The following is a 16,704-nucleotide window of genomic DNA, read 5'->3' on the forward strand; positions in this document are numbered from 1 at the left end:
GGGCGCCCCAGGCCCCGCACGCGGCGTCGACGAGCTCGCGCGCACCGCCGACGTCGGCCGTGACGACCGGCGTGCCGCAGGCCAGCGCCTCGAGGACCGCCAGTCCGAAGGTCTCGCTGGGGCAGACCGACAGCGCGACGTCGGCGTCGGCCAGGCGCGCCGCGAGCTCGTCGCGTCCGGCGACGTGGCCGTGGAACACGACCGGCGCGGTCCCGGCCAGGACCTGCAGCTCGTCCAGGTGGGGCCCGGTGCCGTAGACGTCGAGGCGCAGGTCGACGCCCCGTCGGTGCAGCTCGACGGCCGTCGCGACGGCCAGGTGCGGCGACTTCTCGCGGGAGAGCCGGCCGGCCAGGACGAGACGCAGCGGTCCACCGGAGCGACGGCTGCGGGCCGGACGGAAGCGCTCGAGGTCGACCCCCAGGGGCACCGTGCGCACGGGACAGTCGACCGCAGCCGCCGCCGACGCCAGCTCGGCCCGGGCGAACTCCGACGTCACGACGACCCCGTCGAACGAGCGCACCAGCACCCGGTTCAGCAGCGCGATCGAGACCTTGGCACTGGTGTCGCGGCGGGTGCGCATCGCCATCATGTCGCTCATCCGCTCGTGCGAGAACAGCACCGCACCCACCTCACGGCGACGCGCCCAGCGCGCGACGGGCAGCAGCGTCGTCTTGTCGTGCACCTCGACCGACGTCGGCGCGAACGACTCCAGCACGTCCAGCACGCGCCACGGCTCGACGATGAGCCGGTAGTGGTCGCCGACCCGCGGCGCCCGGACCTGCACGACGTCGCCGTGCTCGGTCGACCACCGGTCGTCCCGTGGCCCGGGCAGGATCAGCAGCCGCTCGACCCCGCGATCGACGTAGCCCGACCCGATCGCCTCGACCGCCGTCTTCATGCCGCCCGACGTGGGGCCGACGAAGTTCGCGAGCTGCACGATGCGCACGTCCGACCACGTTTCCGTGCCGCGGTGAACCGACGGCGACCCACCAGTGGCCCGGCCCCGACGCTCAGGCGTCGGGCTGCACGCCCCGCACCCGGGAGCCGAGGACGCCCGCAGTCAGGCAGGCCACCGCGACGCACGCCATGAACGGCGCGAAGATCGCGTCGACGCCCCACTGCGTGGCAGCGGCTCCGGCGATGATCGTCGGCACGGCCAGGGCACTGTACGCCAGGACGTAGAACGCCGACATGACCTCGCCCCGGTGCGCTGGCGGCACGACCTGGCCGAGGTGGCGCAGGGAGCTGCCGAAGGCCAGGCCGAAGAAGAAGCCCAGCACGACGGAGACGGCGGCGAGCAGCCAGCCGTTGCCGACGTGCACCGCGAGCACGCAGCCACCGAGGCTCGCCGCGGTGCCGACGTCGCCGACCACGGCCGACCGACGGGCGTCCCACCCGCCCGAGAGCTGCTGGCTGACCGCGGCGGCGAGCGCCATGCCCCCGACCACGATCCCGCCGAAGACCAGGTTGTCGGTGTCGGCTGCCACCGTGGCGATCGTCGGGAAGAGCGAGAGGAAGACACCGAGCACCGACCACGAGGCCATCACCCCGAGCGCGGCGAACGCGAAGTCCCCGGAGATCTGCGCAGGGACCCGGGGCCGCGCGATGGCGAGCGGCACCGACCGGTCGACCGCATGGGTCTCCGGCATCAGCAGCACGGCGACGAACCCCACGGCGGCCAGCGCCGCGAGCACGGCGTACGGCACGACGAGCGGCGCCGGCCCGTACTCGGCGTCCGTCGCAGTCGCCAGGATCGTCAGGAAGATGCCGACGTTGAAGGCGATGCCGGTGCGCCGGCCCGTGGCCGCGCCGTCGCCCGGTCGCAGGTCGAGCAGCGCGGCGGTGGCGACCACGACGATCGCGCCGACCGACATGCCGTGCAGCACCCGCGCCACGATCAGGACCGGCACCGACCCCGCGACGGTGAACAGCAGCAGGCCCGCGACGAGACCGACCGACGCGACCAGCAGGATCGGGCGCCGCCCGTAGCGGTCAGAGATCGCGCCGGACACCAGCACGCTCAGGAGCGCGGCGAGCGCGTACGCGGCGAAGACGACGGTCGTCGTGATGGGCTCGAATCCCCACGTCTCGGCGTAGATCCCGTACAGCGGCGACGGCGCCGCCGAGATGCCGAGGGAGACCATCAGCAGACCGATCAGGGCCGGATAGGTCCAGCGCGACGACGCCTCGACCACCGTGACTCCTCGCCCGACTCCCACCGACCGGCTCAGCGTACGGCTCGCGCCGACGGCGGCCCCGGCGGCACCTGGTTCATGACATGCCCGTCAGGTTCGGTCGTAGGATCGGGCCATGTCCCAGCGACGCCTCCTGGTCCTGCCGACCCTCCTGATGGCCGCCCTGCTGGTCGGTTGCGGTTCGGACGACTCCGGCGGTGGCGGCTCCAGCTCGAACGAGCGCGGCAGCACCCGCACCGCCACTCCTGACGTCGAGGAGGACGAGGAGGACCGCGTCGGCACCGACGACTACACCTTCGTCCTGCCGGACGGCTGGGCCGAGACCTCCACGAGCGGCACCGCCGCCGACGTCGCCTTCGTCTCGGGCGAGGCGGTCGACGGCTTCCGGACCAACGTCAACATCATCCAGGACACCGGCCCGGAGATGTCGGTCCGCGAGTTCGAGACGCAGGCGATCGAGCGGCTCGAGTCGGAGGGCTTCACCGGCGTCGCGGCGGACGACCCGTACGAGGTCGACGGCGTCGAGTCGCCGGTCGTGCGCGCCGACGTCGTCAGCCAGGGCGTGACCTACCAGACGCGTCAGTACTACGCGCAGTACGACGGCTCGTACTACATCATCACGTTCTCGTTCGCGCCGAGCGCCTCGGAGTACGAGACCAAGGACGTCAGCCAGGACGTCATCGACACCTGGCGCTGGGAGTCCTGAGCCGCACCTGGTCGCCGTGACGCGCGTGCGGCCCGCCTAGGCTTCGCCGCATGACGTCGCGACGCCTGCTGCCCGTCCTCCTCGCGCTCGCCGCGGCCCTGCTGGTCGGCTGCGGCTCCGACGACGGCGGCGAGGAGCGGCCGGTCCCCAGCCAGAACCGCGGGTCCGACGAGCGCCCCGTCCCCGAGGGCGACCGCGTCGGCACCGACGACTTCACCTTCGCGCTGCCGGCCGGATGGGTCGAGACGAGCAGCCAGGTCCCGGAGGCCGAGCTCGCGTTCAGCGCCACGGAGCCGTCGGGCGACATCGCGAACAACATCAACGTCATGAAGAGCCGCGGCTCGGGTCTCGACGCCGAGGAAGCCACCGAGGCCGCCGTGGCCGAGCTCGAGGCGTCCTCGAGCTTCGAGGACGTCGAGGCGCTCGACCCGTACGACGTCGACGGCACCGAGGCCGGATCGATCACCTCGATCGCGACCGTCCAGGGCAAGACGTACGCCGCACGGCAGTACTTCCTCGAGCGCGGCGGCAACCGCTACGGCATCACGTTCTCCTTCGGCCTCGAGACCTCCGAGGCCGACATGGCCAAGGTCGCCGAACAGGTGCTCGACTCCTGGACCTGGGAGTGACGCTGGGCAGGCGGGCACCGCGCGCCTAGGCTCGGCGACATGGCCGAGCTGCACGAGCTGGACGCCCACGACCAGGCCGCGCTGCTGCGGACGCGGGAGGTGTCGGCCCGCGAGCTGGTCGACCACCACGCGGAGCGCATCGCGCGGCACGACGCGGACCTGCGGGCGTTCATGACCCGCACGGTCGAGTCGGCCCAGGCCGAGGCGGACCGCATCGACGTCGCGGGCACCGCGGGTGAGGGCTTCACGGGAGTCCCGACCGCGATCAAGGACCTGACCTCCACCGCGGGCGTGCGCACCACGATGGGCTCGGCGCTCATGGCCGACGCGGTGCCGGAGGTCGACGCCCACGTCGTGCGGCTCGTGCGCGACGCCGGGCTCGTCAGCCTCGGCAAGACCAACACCCCGGAGTTCGGCCTCTCCTCGTACACCGACAACGACGTGCTGGGTGCGACCTCGACGCCGTGGCGGCTCGGCCTCAACGCCGGCGGTTCCAGCGGCGGTGCCGCGGCTGCGGTCGCGGCCGGCCTCGTCCCGTGGGCCCTCGGCAGCGACGGCGGCGGGTCGATCCGCATCCCCGCCAGCTGCTGCGGCATCGTCGGCGTCAAGCCGACCCGGGGTCGGGTGAGTCCCGGGCCGCTCGGCAGCGACTGGAACGGGCTCGCGAGCGACGGGCCGCTCGCGCGCACCGTCCGCGACGCCGCAGCCCTGCTCGACGTGCTCGCCGTCCCCCAGGTCGGCGACTCGCGGTTCGTGGGCGACGTCGGGGGTTTCGCGGAGGCGGCTGGCCGCGATCCCGGTCGACTGCGGATCGCCGCGTGGGTCGACCCGTACCTGCCGGGCATCGACACCGAGCCCGAGGTCGCCGCGGTGTGGGAGGCCGGGGTGCGCCGGCTGGAGTCGCTCGGGCACGAGGTCGAGCGCATCGACAACCCGTTCCCGCCCGAGCTGGAGCCGCAGTTCAACATCGTCTGGAGCAGTGGCATGGCGGCGGCTCCCATCCCCGAGCAGGCCGTGCCGGTGCTGCGGCAGAACACGCGCTACTGGTTCGAGCGCGGCGGGCGCCATCGTGCCGCCGAGCTGGCCACGGCGATGCAGTTCCTGGAGGTCACGACCCGACAGGTCCTCACCCGGCTCGCGGGCTACGACGCCTTCCTGACACCCACGCTCGCGCGACGTCCGCAGCCGCACGCGTGGTTCACCGAGGCCGACCCGGTCGAGTCGCACCACCGCGAGCTGCTGTTCACGCCGTTCACGGCGGTCTACAACATGGCGGGCATCCCGGCCGTCAGCGTCCCGTTCGGCCAGGCCGACGGACTCCCCGTCGGCCTGATGCTCGGCGGGCACCAGGGCCACGACCGCACGCTGCTCTCGCTCGCGGCTCAGCTCGAGGCGGCCGAGGCCTGGCCCACCGCCCCCATCGACCCCAGGCCGTAGGCCCACTCCTCCAGATTTGCGCACTTGTTCGGCAGTGAGAGGCCTCCTGGGCCGAACAAGCGCGCAAATCTGGAGGGGTCAGCTGCGGGCGGTCATGATGATCGGGTCGCCGTCGGTGATGGCGATCGTGTGCTCGACGTGCGCCCCGCGCGAGCCGTCGGCGCTGCGGATCGTCCAGCCGTCGGGGTCCATCACGATCTCGTCGGTCGTGTGCAGGAACCACGGCTCGATCGCGATGACCAGGCCCGGCTTGAGCGGCACGCCGCGCCCCGGGCGACCGTCGTTGGCGATGTGGAGGTCGCCGTGCATCGTGCGGCCCACGCTGTGGCCGCCGAACTGCAGGTTGACCTTCAGCCCGTTGGCGCAGGCGACGTCGCCGATCGCGCGGCTGATGTCGCCGACCTTGTTGCCCGACCGGGCGACCGCGATGGCCGCGTCGAGCGCCTGCTGCGTGACCTCGATCAGGCGCAGGTCCTCCTCGCGCGGCTCGCCCACGACGACGCTGACCGCCGAGTCGCACACCCAGCCGTCGACGCTGACCGCGAAGTCGAAGCTCGCCAGGTCGCCGTCGCGCAGCACGTAGTCGTGCGGCAGGCCGTGGAGCACGGCGTCGTTGACCGACGTGCACAGCACCTTGCCGAACGGGCCGCGTCCGAACGAGGGCGCGTAGTCGATGTAGCAGGACTCGGCGCCGCGGTCCTTGATCATGCGGTGCGCGAGGGCGTCGAGGTCGAGCAGGTTGACGCCGACGTCCGCAGCCTCCTGGAGCGCGGTCAGCACCTCGCCGACGAAGCGACCCGCCGGCCGCATCTCGTCGACCTGGGTCGGGGTCAGGAGCTCGATCGCCATAGTGCGCCCAGCCTACGTCCGCAGACCCCGGGCCGGATCGGGTGGCGTCGGGTTGGATGGTGCCGTGACGTCGTTCGACTACTCCAACCTGAGCGGACGCCCGCCGGGGCTGTTCCTGCGCACGGCCGGTCTGGTGTCCCGCGGCGTGCGCGACGTGCAGGCCCAGGTCGCCCCGTACGCCGCCTGGTGGGAGCAGCAGAACCGCGCGGCCCTGACGACGGACGGTCCGCTGTGGGTCGTCCTGGGCGACTCGATGTCCCAGGGCATCGGGGCGTCGGCGCCGGATCGCGGCTGGGTGGGTGCCCTGCGCTCCCGACTGCCCCACCGGGTCGTCAACCTGTCGGTCTCCGGCGGGCTGATCCGCGACGTCGTCGATCGCCAGCTGCCCGCGCTGCGGTCACTGGAGGCCGTCCCTGACCTGGTGACCGTGATGATCGGGAGCAACGACCTGTTCAACCGTCGGCAGAGCCGCCTGCTCGAGGAGCACGCGGCCGAGCTCGTGCGTGTGCTGCCCGACGGTGCCGTCGTCGCCTCGCTGCCGCAGCCGCGTCGCGCCGCGCGCGCCTTCAACCTCGCGGTCGTCGACGCCGGGCGGTTCCGACTCGCCGAGTTCCGCGACCCGCGCCTGAGGTCGTGGTCCGGGCGCCTGGCCGCCGATCGGTTCCACCCCAACGACGCCGGCTACGCGGCGATGGCCGAGATCATGGCCGAGGCGGTCCAGGCCTGAGCCCTAGCGGCCGTTGGTCTCGCGAGCCTCGATGTTCAGCACGGTGGCACCGAACGCCAGGGCCACGAGCGACACGGCCCCGAGCAGGCCGGTGCCGACGATCGTGCCGTCCGGCGCCGACGTGACCGCGGAGGCCAGGCAGGCGCCGCCGATCAGCGAGGTGACCATGGCGACGATCGGGCGGGGCGACTTCGGGTCGCCGGTGCTCCACAGCTGGTACGCGATGCCGGCGATCAGGACGGCGGCGACGATCAGCAGGATGCGCAGCGGCCACACCGCTCCGCTCGGCCACTCGACCTCGAAGAGCCGGTCGGCCACGTAGACCGCTGCCACGACGACCAGCGCCGCCGTGATGATCCGAGTCCGCACGCCAGTTCCCATGCGCCGAACCCTAGCCGGGGCCGCGGGATCTTCACGTTTCCGCCACATCCACGGCGCACCCCTCCTACGATTTCCCCATGCGTCTGCTGTGTGCCGTGATCGCCGGCCTCCTGTTCCTGACCGGCTGCTCCGGTGACACGTCCGAGGCCGACCCGAAGCCGTCGAGCTCGGCGACGGACGAGCCCGTGGAGGCCACGCTCCTCTCGGCCGACGAGCTCGCCTCCGCACTCCTGACGACCGACGACCTGCCGCGCGGCTTCGAGGTCGACGACAGCGAGAGCGAGGACGGTGACGAGAGCACCGACGAGATCATCGAGGCTTCCTCCGACTCGTGCTCCGACCTCTGGGAGGAGACCGAGTCCCCGTTCGACGAGGGCGACTACCCCGAGGCCGAGGCCGCGTTCACCAACGGCGAGCTCGGACCGTTCGTCTACCAGTACCTGATCGCCGTGGACGAGGAGACCGTGGCCGACGAGTTCGCCGGCCTCCAGCTCGCGGTGGAGAGCTGCACCGACTTCGTCACGCGCGACGCCGACGGCTTCGAGACCACCTTCACGCTGACGCCGATCGAGGCGCCGGACCTCGGCGACAAGAACTTCGCCTTCCAGATGGCGCTCGTCTTCAGCGACGGCGACTTCGAGGTCGAGGGGACCATGACGGCCGTCATGACCTCGATCGGCGGCCACGTCATGATGCTGATGTCGGTGCAGTTCGACCTCGGAGAGACGATGGACGACGACGAGTTCACCGCGATCGCCGAGTCGGCCGTCGAGAAGCTGGCGGGGGCCGTCGAGGCCACCGGCGACGCTGCCTGAACCCGGCCCGGGGACCGGTCCCCACCGCACGATCGGAGGCTCGAACCTAGGCTCGAGCCATGCGCCTGCTGTGTGGAGCGATCGCCGCCGTCCTCGTCCTGCTGTCCGCCTGCTCGGAGGGTGGAGACCCTCCTCCCGAGTCCCGCAGCGAGGAGCGCGACCCCGACCGGACGCTCTCGGTGTCGGAGATCAAGGACGCGATGCTGCGACCGGCCAACCTGTCGGACGGTTTCGAGGGCGCGTTCACGAAGGGGGTCGAGACCTCGCCGGCCGGCACGTTCATCGTGGCGGCCTCCGACGCGTGCGAGGAGCTGTGGGGGCCCACCCAGGCCGAGCAGTACGGCGATCTCGAGAACGTCGAGGCACTGTTCTTCAAGTCCGACCTCGGACCGTTCCTCCACCAGCACGTGATCGCAGCGGACGAGGCCACGGTGACCGCGGAGCTCGACCGCATGGCGACGGCGATCGAGGCCTGCCCGTCGTACACGACCGAGGAGCCCGACGGCCACCGCACCGCCGTCGAGCTCCACCAGACCGTCTTCCCGGAGGTGGGCGACCGCTCGGTCACGATCGAGCGCGGGATCACCCGTTCCGACGGGACGAACCACCTCTACGGCGGCTCGACGACGGTGTTCGTCGCCATCGGTCCGCACCTGATGATCCTGACGGCGACCCACTACGTCGACCAGGAGCAGTTCGCGACCGGTGAGCTCGAGGAGATCGTGGAGACCGCCATCGACCTGCTCGAGGACGCCCGCGCCTGACCGCACCGAGATGTGGTGGCGGATCCGTCGAGTTCGCTGGTCGAAACGGCGGATTCGCCAGCACATCTGGGTGCGGCGGTCAGGACTCCAGGCTGGTGCGGAAGCGCTGCATGCCGCTGATCCAGCGGTCGCGATCGGCCGCCTTCTGCTGCTGCATGCGGTCGACCTCAGGGTGCGGCAGCGCGAGGAACCGGCCGGCCTCGTGCGCCTCGAGGGCCACCTCGGCGACCTCCCGGGCGTCGATCGGCTCACCCGCCGACACGACCGAGCGCATGCCGAGGCGGGCGTCGGGCTGCTCGCTCGTCTCCCCCTCCTCCAGCATCGCGGTCCGCACGCCCATGGGGCACACGGCCGTGACCTGCACGCCCTGGTCGCCGTACGTGGCGGCGAGCCACTCGGCGAACCCGAGGGCAGCGTGCTTGGTGGCCGAGTAGGTCGGTGACCCGAGCTGGGTCAGCAGGCCCGCCGCCGACGCGACGCTGACGAACGCGCCGCCCGGCCCTCCGGACGAGGACGCGTCGAGCCAGCCGGGCACCAGCGCCCTGGCCGCGGCGACGTGCGCGAGCACGTTGACCTGCCACGACAGCGCCCAGTCCTGGTCGGTCGCCTCCAGGCCGAAGCCGCGGAAGACCCCGGCGTTCGCGACGAACAGGTCGACCGGTCCGGGCGCGACCGCCAGCAGCTCGGCCACCCCCGCGTCGGTGCTGGAGTCGCCGGCCCAGAGGCGCACCCGGTCACCGAACTCGGCCCGCAGGCCCTCGGCGGTCGCGGCGAGCCGGTCGGCGTCGAGGTCGCCCAGCACGACGTGGGCACCGCGCTCGAGCAGCACCCGGGCGAAGGCCGCCCCGATGCCGCCCGCAGCGCCCGTGACGACGGCGTTCGCGCCGGCGACCTCGACCCTCTGGCCCGCCATGCGTCAGTGCTTCCCGAGCTCGGCCTTGGCCAGCGAGTTCTTGTGGACCTCGTCCGGACCGTCCGCGAGGCGCAGCGTGCGGATGCCGGCCCACATCTCGGCGAGCGGCGTGTCCTGGCTGACGCCCGCCGCGCCGTGCGCCTGGACGGCCTTGTCGATGATCCAGTTCACGGTGTCCGGCGTCGCGATCTTGATCGCCTGGATCTCGGTGTGAGCACCGCGGTTGCCGACCGTGTCCATGAGCCACGCGGTCTTGAGCACCAGCAGCCGGAGCTGCTCGATGCGCACGCGCGACTCCGCGATCCAGTCGCGGACGACGCCCTGGTTCGCCAGCGGCTTGCCGAAGGCGGTCCGCTCCTTGACCCGGACGCACATCAGCTCGAGCGCGCGCTCCGCGACGCCGATCGCCCGCATGCAGTGGTGGATGCGGCCGGGTCCGAGCCGCGCCTGCGCGACGGCGAAGCCCTGGCCCTCCTCGCCGATGAGGTTCGACGCGGGCACGCGGACGTCGCGGAAGACGACCTCCGCGTGGCCGCCGTGGTCGCGGTCCTGGTAGCCGTACACGTGCATGCCGCGGACGACGTCGACGCCGGGGGTGTCGCGGTCGACCAGGATCATCGACTGCTGGCGGTGGCGGTCGGCCTCGGGATCGGTCTTGCCCATCACGATGAAGACCTGGCAGTTCGGGTTCATCGCACCGGTGATGTAGAACTTGCGGCCGTTGATCACGTAGTCGCCGCCGTCGCGCACGATCGAGGTCTCGACGTTGGTGGCGTCCGAGGACGCGACGTCGGGCTCGGTCATCGCGAACGCCGAGCGGATCTCCCCCGCGAGCAGCGGTCCGAGGTACTTCTCCTTCTGCTCGGGCGTGCCGAACATGTGGAGGACCTCCATGTTGCCCGTGTCGGGCGCGGCGCAGTTGAACGCCTGGGGACCGAGCTGGATGCTGCGACCCGTCAGCTCCGCGATCGGCGCGTACTGCAGGTTCGTCAGGCCGGCGCCGTTGTACTCGGCGTGCTCACCGGGCAGGAAGAAGTTCCAGAGACCGGCGGCCTTGCCCTTCTGGCGGACGTCGGCGATCGAGGCGGGGATGTCCCACATGTCGTCGCGCGAGGCCTGCGCCAGCTCGGCGTGCAGCGCCGGCTCGGCCGGGTAGACGTGCTCGTCCATGAAGGCCGAGGCCTGGGCCAGCAGCGCGGTGGTCTTCTCGTCGTAGCCGAAGTGCATCTCAGGCTCCCGCGAAGACGTAGACGACCTCGGCGACGACGGCCGGCTTCTCGGCGCCCTCGCGCTCGACGACGAACGCGATCGTGGCCTGCGTGCCGATCGGGATGTCGGCGATCTCCTTGAGCGTCGCCGTCGCGCGCAGGCGGGAGTCGACCGGGACCGGGTTGGGGAAGCGCACCTTATTGGCGCCGTAGTTGACGCCGAACGCGAGGTTGTGGACCTCGTAGATCTGCTCCGAGAAGACCGGCAGCAGGCTCAGCGTCAGGTAGCCGTGGGCGATCGTGGTGCCGAAGGGGCCCTTGGCCGCAGCCTCCGGGTCGACGTGGATCCACTGGTGGTCGCCCGTGGCGTCGGCGAAGGTGTTGATCTGCTCCTGGGTGACGGTGACCCAGTCGCTCGTGCCGAGCTCGGTGCCGACGGCAGCCTTGAACTCGTCCAGGTTGGAGAAGACACGGGGCATAGGGGTTCCTCCCAGGGAGACGGTGGAGATTCGGTTCGATGAAGCCAGCGAGGTAAGCGCTTGCTTAGTTCGCACCCTAGTGGCCCGCGCCACTCCTGGCCACCCCCGCGGGGCCAACCTCAGGCCAAGGCCAGCGTGAGCGGAGCGACCGAGCCGAGGGCGATCGCCACCGCCAGGCCGACCGTGTCGGCCCGCGACCACGTCGCCGGCTCGGCCCACGAGCGGCGGGTCGCGGTAGCGAAACCACGGGCATCCATCGCGACCGACATCCGACTCCCCCCGCGGAGCGCGTCCGCCAGCATCGCGAACGTCATCGAGCCGACGTACCGCACGACGGTCAGCGGGTTGCGGCCCGGACCCAGTCCGCGAGCGCGCCGGGCCCTCGCCAGCTGCTGCCACGTGCCCGCGAGACCCGTGACCCGCTGCAGCGACGCGACGAACGCCGCGACGAAGCGGTCGGGGACCGGCAGGCGCTGGGCCACGTGGTCACCCAGGCGGGACGGGTCGACGAAGCCGACGACGACGGCGCCAGGCCACGCGAGCACCAGGATGCGCAGCGCCGCGACCGGCGCATGGTCGCCGTTGCCGAGTCGCCAGGCCGAGAACCCGATCAGGCCCGCGGACACACCGCACAGCGCCAGGCAGGCGAGCGGGTAGCGCCAGCTCGGCAGGAACAGGACGCCCGCGACGGCGTAGGCACTCGCAGCGACGACGGCGCTCGTCAGGTCGCGCACGGCGAACGAGCCCGCGAGCGAGGCGAAGCCGAACGACAGCAGCACCAGCGGGTTGAGCCGCTGCACCCAGCCCCTCATGCGTCCCTGCTCCGCTCGACCTGGCCGGCCGCGAGCGTCACGACGTCGTCCGCCTGCCCCACCAGGAGCGAGTCGTGCGTCGCCGTCACGGCCACGACTCCGGCGGCCGCAGCGGCCACGGCGATCCCGGCGACCGCGGCCCACGTCCGGCGGTCCTGGCCGACGGTCGGCTCGTCGAGCAGCAGCAGACCCGGGCGGTGGGCGACGGCGGTCAGAACCGACAAGCGCCGCTGCTCGCCGCCGGAGAGGCGGTAGGGGTGGGCACCGGCGAGCGGCGTGAGTCCGACGACGTCCAGCCAGGCCTCGACGTCCGCGACGGCACCGAGCCGCGCCGCGGTCAGGGCGACCTCCTCGGCCACCGTCGCCGCCAGGAAACCGTGCTCCGGCACTTGCGGCGACCAGCCCACGTGGGGCGCGAGCTCGCCGGAGCGGCGGCGACCGAACGGCGGATCGACGCCGTCGACCGAGCCGTCGTCGACCGGGACCAGGCCACCGAGCGCCGCCAACAGCGTCGACTTCCCGGCACCGCTCGGGCCGGTGAGCGCCGTCAGGCGCCCGGGCTCGACCGTCGCCCCGACCCCGGCGAGGGCTGTCGTGGTCGTGGCACCCCGCAGGGTCCGGGTGCGCAGCCGCACCGTCAGGTCGACCGCCGACAGGGCCAGCAGCGCCCGCCGTGGCCGCAGCAGCTCCGCGTCGACGCCGAGCGGCTCCGGCGACGGGAGCCCCGGCATCCACACGCCGAGGTCGCCGAGGCGGTCGCGGTGCTCCCGCACGAACCTCTCGGGGGTCGTGTCGGCCACGACCGCGCCGTCGGGTCCGAGCACCACGACCCGGTCGACCAGGTCGAGCCAGGGCTCGAGGTGGTGCTCGACGACCACGAGGGTCGAGCGCCCGGCGCCGACCGTGCGCGCCACGGCCTCGCGCACCGCGCGGGCGTGCAGCGGGTCCAGCATCGACGTCGGCTCGTCGAGCAGCACGACGTCGGGCTCGAGCGCCAGCACTCCGGCGAGGGCGAGCCGCTGGAGCTCACCGCCCGACAGCGCGGCGGTCGGGTGGTCGCGTCCCTGGGTGAGCCCCACGGCGGCGAGCGCCGCGTCGACCCGTCGCCACGTCGCGTCCCGGTCGAGCCCGATGTTCTCAGGGCCGAACGCCACGTCGCGACCGATCCGCTCGGCGACCACGGCGTCACCCGGCTGCTGCGGCACGAGACCGACCCGACCCTCGACCCGCACCGATCCGGTGAGGTCGCCGGCGAGCGTGCCGCCGAGGGCACCGACGAGCGCGTGCAGCAGCGTCGACTTCCCGGCACCGCTCGGGCCGGCGAGCAGCACGCGCTCGCCGGGCTCGAGGTGCAGGTCGAGGTCCTGGACCACCGCAGCACGGCGGCCCAGCGGACGCCAGGTCAGGCCCTCGACCCGGACCTCGCCCGGGCGGGTCACACCGCGGTGCGGTTGACCAGGTCGCGCCCCGGACCGAAGGAGTCGAGCACCCCCGCCCGGGCCAGCGCCTGGGTCAGGAACCAGCCACCCGCGCCGGCGATCACGGCGCCGGAGAGGGCGAAGAAGCCGAGGTGGGCGAGCCGGTCACCCGTGTCGAACACGCCCTCGTAGTACGCGAACCACTCGTAGACCGACTCGACCGCGCCGGCGACCGCGCCCATCAGGACCGCGACCGGCAGGCCGAAGCGGCGGTACAGCAGCACTGCGACGACGAGCTCGGCGCCGAGTCCCTGCCAGAAGCCCGAGACGAGCACGCTCATGCCCCACTCGGTGCCACCGGGCACGAGACCCGAGACCGCCGCGGCGGCGATCTCGGTCGCGAGCGCGGCACCGGGCTTGCGGATGATCAGCCCACCCAGCACGCCCGCGAGCAGCCAGGGGCCACTCAGCAGGCCGACGCTCGGCAGGTACGAGAACGCGGCCAGGGCGCTGAGGCCCGCGTACGCCTTCCCCCAGGCCCAGAACGTGACGCCGATCGCGACGGCCAGCGTCGCGATCGTGACGAGGTCGATCGTGCGGTAGCGCACGAGTCGGGTCAGTGCGGTGTCCTCCCGGACGGATGCAGAACTCACTGCGGACTCCCTTCGCCGGTGCTAACCGGGGCAGGTTCGGAGGGTCTGCGGCTGCGCCAGGTGTCTGGCCCGCACTCTCAGCGCCCCTGCCCGTAGGCCCGGCGCTCCCCTGTCTGGTGGCACCACCCTAGCCCGCCACGCGAGTCCCCCGAGGCGCACCACCACCACCGGTGGTTGAGGTGCGATGGCGCTCTGGCGCCTGAGCCTCGAAACCGTGGTCACCACGACCCGAACCGTCACCAGGGTTTCGAGGCTCGCGCCGCAGGCGGCACTCGCACCTCAACCGCCGGGGATGGCGGGGGCGCGGAGCACCGAGCTGGTCGGGACATGACAAGGCCCCGGGGGGTTTCGCTGACGCTCACGCCGCTACGCCGTGTGTCCCGGGGCTCTCTGTCTGCGCCTGAGTCTACGTTCACGGACTGACAACGCCAAGCGTGAAGAGAGGAACGTGTCTCGAGATCCCTGGAGCCTCCACCAGCTGCTGTCCCACGCTCGTATGGCTCCGTACCTCGCCCTCTCGACCGACAGCTGGGACCGAGCGGTCGAGCTCTACGACTGGAACACCTCCGTCAGTGCTGCCTTCTTCGAGTCACTTCACTACCTCGAGGTCGGGCTCCGCAATGCTCTCGATCAAGCAGCCACCGAGCACCTCACCCCTGACTGGCTCGAACGCGGACCAGGGCTTCTCTCACGACGGTCGCGCCACGTCGTCAGCCTCGCCAGGGGCCGGGCCGGTGGCCTCGGCGCATCGCACGGCAAGGTCATCGCCGAGCTGCCGTTCGGGTTCTGGTGGTCGCTTCTGGCCGACGAGTACAACCGTCGCCTGTGGGCTCCGGCCCTGCGCCACGCTTTCGCGGGTCCGGTGCGCCGGCGGACACTCCACGCCGAGCTCGACGAGCTCAGACGGCTACGCAACCGCATCGCCCATCACGAACCGGTGCATGAGCGTGACCTGGCTCGGGACGACGCCCGACTGCTGGACGTCGCTGAGCGGATCAGCCCAGAGCTCGGGCATCACATCACTCGGACCTCGCGTACGTCCCACCTGATTCGGACGCGCCCAGGCGCCCGCTGACACGACGACCTCAGGCGTCGGGGGCGCGCAGCACCGAGAACGTGCAGGAGATCGCGCCCTCGGGCACGTCCGCCTCGACCTCCACCTCGACGGTCCGGCCGCTGCCGACCCCGTCGACCTCCGCGACGCCCCGGGCCATCTCGGTCGCCGTGTCGTCGATCCAGCTCACGGACACGACGTAGCGGACCTCCTGGCCGGTCGAGTTCTTGAGCGTCGCCCGAACGCTCTGCGGACCGGCGTCGGCCTCGCAGTCCTCGAACGTCGCGTCGGTCACGGCGCCCTGGGCGCCCGGGAGGTCCGGCACGGCCGGCAGGGTGGTCGTGGCGCCATCGGGCTGGGCCACGACGTCCGGGGTCGCCGACCCCCCGTCGCTCTCCTGGGTGCAGCCGGCCTGGGTCACGGCCGACGCCACGGCGAACGTGACGAGCAGGACGGACTGACGGAGCACGGGGCGGACCTTTCCAGTCGACGAGGGCGATCCTCTTCACGGTAGCGACGCGACCCAGCCACCCCGCCTCGTCGCGGTCTCGTCCGACGCGACCGTGACGGGATCGACGTCATCTGCTCGACCCCGGTAGCCGCCCGTGAGCCAGAATGGCGGACATGAGCGTGCGCACCCCCGATCCCAATCCCGGCTGGCTCTCGGAGATCGCCCTGGACGAGACGCGATCCCGGGTCCCGATCCTCTACGTCGAGGCGGTCCCGGTGCGGGTCGACGCCCTCGGCTCGGTCGAGCACGTCGGCCTGCTGCTCGGCGGGTCGGTCACGACGGGCGTCATGACCCGCACGATCGTCTCGGGCCGCGTGATGCACGGCGAGTCGGTCCGGGACGCGCTGCTGCGCAACCTCGAGAAGGACCTGGGCCCGACCGCCTTCCCGCAGCTGCCGACGAGCGTCGCGCCGTTCACCGTCGCCGAGTACTTCCCGCTCCCGGGCGTGACCCCGCTGCACGACCCGCGCCAGCACGCGGTCTCGCTGGTCTACGTCGTGCCGGTCACGGGCGAGTGCAACCCGCGCCAGGACGCGCTGGAGCTCTCCTGGCTCACGCCCGAGGAGGTCCTGAGCCCCGCGGTGCTCGGCGACCTCGAGGGCGGGCGCGGTGCGCTCGTCAAGCAGGCGCTCGCGCACCTCGGCGCCCTCGGCTGAGGATCACCGCGTGACCGGGCTCCTCGTCCGCGAGGCGACCGCCGACGACCTGAGCGACATCCTGGCGCTGATGGTGCAGGACGCCCGCAACCCCACGACGCCGACGTCCGCCACGGCCAGCCCCCGTCAGCGTGACGCGCTCGACGAGCTGGTCGCGGACCCGTCGCACCTGGTCGTCGTCGGCGAGGTCGAGGGCGAGATCGTCGCCACTGCCCACGTCACGTGGCTGCGGATGCTGTCCGCCGACGGCGGCCTGTACTGCCAGGTCGAGAACGTGCGCACCGACGAGGCCCACCGCGGCCGCGGGCTGGGCGGCGAGCTCATGGCCTGGATCGAGTCGGCCGCGCGGGAGCGGGGCGTCGCCCGCATCCAGCTGACGACCCACCACACGCGGGTCGACGCGCACCGGTTCTACGAGCGGCTCGGGTTCACGGCGAGCCACGTCGGGATGAAGAAGTACCTGGATCACGCCGACCCCGGCCCCCCGTGACCGCGGC

The 16,704-nt window shown here is 72.4% G+C and carries 20 protein-coding genes; 9 read left to right on the forward strand and 11 right to left on the reverse strand.

Translation table 11 applies throughout. From position 1 onward, the window contains the following. A partial coding sequence (locus tag ABD127_RS12685) for a glycosyltransferase (protein ID WP_344202079.1) occupies nt 1-946 on the reverse strand: 946 nt, incomplete at its 3' end. A 64-nt stretch (nt 947-1,010) separates the two neighbouring features. Continuing rightward, nucleotides 1,011-2,195 (reverse strand): MFS transporter, encoded by a 1,185-nt coding sequence (locus ABD127_RS12690; protein WP_344202081.1) that lies wholly within the window; start codon nt 2,193-2,195, stop codon nt 1,011-1,013. Between the two features lie 115 nt (nt 2,196-2,310). Between ABD127_RS12690 and ABD127_RS12695 the strand changes: the two genes are divergently transcribed. From ABD127_RS12695 to ABD127_RS12705, 3 genes are read left to right on the forward strand one after another with little or no spacing between them, the layout of a single operon-like run. After that, a complete protein-coding gene (locus tag ABD127_RS12695; RefSeq protein WP_344202083.1) occupies nt 2,311-2,901 on the forward strand; it encodes a hypothetical protein in 591 nt (196 codons plus the stop codon). A 50-nt stretch (nt 2,902-2,951) separates the two neighbouring features. Beyond that, nucleotides 2,952-3,530: a PsbP-related protein gene (locus tag ABD127_RS12700; RefSeq protein WP_344202085.1), complete on the forward strand. Its 579-nt coding sequence runs from the start codon at nt 2,952-2,954 to the stop codon at nt 3,528-3,530. A gap of 39 nt (nt 3,531-3,569) precedes the next feature. Continuing rightward, entirely contained in the window at nt 3,570-4,967 is a 1,398-nt protein-coding gene (locus ABD127_RS12705; RefSeq protein WP_344202088.1) for an amidase, read from the forward strand. Nucleotides 4,968-5,045: 78 nt separating this feature from the next. Here ABD127_RS12705 and map read toward each other — a convergent pair whose 3' ends face one another. Beyond that, entirely contained in the window at nt 5,046-5,816 is a 771-nt protein-coding gene (gene map / locus ABD127_RS12710; protein WP_344202091.1) for a type I methionyl aminopeptidase, read from the reverse strand. A gap of 64 nt (nt 5,817-5,880) precedes the next feature. On the opposite strand from map, the gene ABD127_RS12715 reads away from it, so the two are divergent. Beyond that, nucleotides 5,881-6,543: an SGNH/GDSL hydrolase family protein gene (locus ABD127_RS12715; RefSeq protein WP_344202093.1), complete on the forward strand. Its 663-nt coding sequence runs from the start codon at nt 5,881-5,883 to the stop codon at nt 6,541-6,543. Nucleotides 6,544-6,546: 3 nt separating this feature from the next. Here ABD127_RS12715 and ABD127_RS12720 read toward each other — a convergent pair whose 3' ends face one another. Next, the gene (locus ABD127_RS12720) at nt 6,547-6,924 is read right to left on the reverse strand and encodes a hypothetical protein (RefSeq protein ID WP_344202096.1); all 378 of its coding nucleotides are present in this window, start codon (nt 6,922-6,924) and stop codon (nt 6,547-6,549) included. Between the two features lie 77 nt (nt 6,925-7,001). Between ABD127_RS12720 and ABD127_RS12725 the strand changes: the two genes are divergently transcribed. Then, nucleotides 7,002-7,739, forward strand: coding sequence for a hypothetical protein (locus tag ABD127_RS12725; protein WP_344202098.1), 738 nt, complete (start codon nt 7,002-7,004; stop codon nt 7,737-7,739). 59 nt (nt 7,740-7,798) lie between these two features. After that, the gene (locus ABD127_RS12730; protein ID WP_344202100.1) at nt 7,799-8,503 is read left to right on the forward strand and encodes a hypothetical protein; all 705 of its coding nucleotides are present in this window, start codon (nt 7,799-7,801) and stop codon (nt 8,501-8,503) included. 79 nt (nt 8,504-8,582) lie between these two features. Here ABD127_RS12730 and ABD127_RS12735 read toward each other — a convergent pair whose 3' ends face one another. The 6 genes from ABD127_RS12735 to ABD127_RS12760 all read right to left on the reverse strand — a co-directional run bounded on the left by ABD127_RS12735 (nt 8,583) and on the right by ABD127_RS12760 (nt 13,986). Further along, the gene (locus ABD127_RS12735) at nt 8,583-9,416 is read right to left on the reverse strand and encodes an SDR family oxidoreductase (RefSeq protein ID WP_344202102.1); all 834 of its coding nucleotides are present in this window, start codon (nt 9,414-9,416) and stop codon (nt 8,583-8,585) included. Between the two features lie 3 nt (nt 9,417-9,419). Continuing rightward, entirely contained in the window at nt 9,420-10,643 is a 1,224-nt protein-coding gene (locus tag ABD127_RS12740; protein WP_344202104.1) for an acyl-CoA dehydrogenase family protein, read from the reverse strand. 1 nt (nt 10,644) lies between these two features. After that, complete coding sequence (locus ABD127_RS12745) at nt 10,645-11,103, reverse strand: MaoC family dehydratase (RefSeq protein WP_344202106.1); 459 nt, start codon at nt 11,101-11,103, stop codon at nt 10,645-10,647. A 119-nt stretch (nt 11,104-11,222) separates the two neighbouring features. After that, nucleotides 11,223-11,915 carry an energy-coupling factor transporter transmembrane component T family protein gene (locus ABD127_RS12750; RefSeq protein WP_344202109.1) on the reverse strand — a complete coding sequence of 231 codons (693 nt, stop codon included), beginning with the start codon at nt 11,913-11,915 and terminating at the stop codon, nt 11,223-11,225. Then, complete coding sequence (locus ABD127_RS12755) at nt 11,912-13,354, reverse strand: ABC transporter ATP-binding protein (protein WP_344202111.1); 1,443 nt, start codon at nt 13,352-13,354, stop codon at nt 11,912-11,914. Before ABD127_RS12755 ends, ABD127_RS12750 begins: the two co-directional genes overlap by 4 nt. Next, on the reverse strand, nt 13,351-13,986 hold the full coding sequence (locus tag ABD127_RS12760; RefSeq protein ID WP_344202114.1) for an ECF transporter S component: 636 nt from the start codon (nt 13,984-13,986) through the stop codon (nt 13,351-13,353). Before ABD127_RS12760 ends, ABD127_RS12755 begins: the two co-directional genes overlap by 4 nt. A 496-nt stretch (nt 13,987-14,482) precedes the next feature. On the opposite strand from ABD127_RS12760, the gene ABD127_RS12765 reads away from it, so the two are divergent. Continuing rightward, nucleotides 14,483-15,061 (forward strand): hypothetical protein, encoded by a 579-nt coding sequence (locus ABD127_RS12765; RefSeq protein ID WP_344202116.1) that lies wholly within the window; start codon nt 14,483-14,485, stop codon nt 15,059-15,061. A gap of 10 nt (nt 15,062-15,071) precedes the next feature. Here ABD127_RS12765 and ABD127_RS12770 read toward each other — a convergent pair whose 3' ends face one another. Continuing rightward, on the reverse strand, nt 15,072-15,509 hold the full coding sequence (locus ABD127_RS12770; protein ID WP_344202119.1) for a hypothetical protein: 438 nt from the start codon (nt 15,507-15,509) through the stop codon (nt 15,072-15,074). A gap of 155 nt (nt 15,510-15,664) precedes the next feature. Here ABD127_RS12770 and ABD127_RS12775 point away from each other — a divergent pair, with 155 nt between their 5' ends. Together ABD127_RS12775 and ABD127_RS12780 are read left to right on the forward strand one after the other, a co-directional pair. Further along, entirely contained in the window at nt 15,665-16,207 is a 543-nt protein-coding gene (locus tag ABD127_RS12775) for an NUDIX hydrolase family protein (protein ID WP_344202121.1), read from the forward strand. Between the two features lie 10 nt (nt 16,208-16,217). Beyond that, a complete protein-coding gene (locus ABD127_RS12780) occupies nt 16,218-16,697 on the forward strand; it encodes a GNAT family N-acetyltransferase (protein ID WP_344202124.1) in 480 nt (159 codons plus the stop codon). The last annotated feature ends 7 nt before the right edge of the window (nt 16,698-16,704 follow it).

This window comes from Aeromicrobium alkaliterrae, assembly GCF_039529015.1.
In the GTDB taxonomy this organism is placed as follows: domain Bacteria; phylum Actinomycetota; class Actinomycetes; order Propionibacteriales; family Nocardioidaceae; genus Aeromicrobium; species Aeromicrobium alkaliterrae.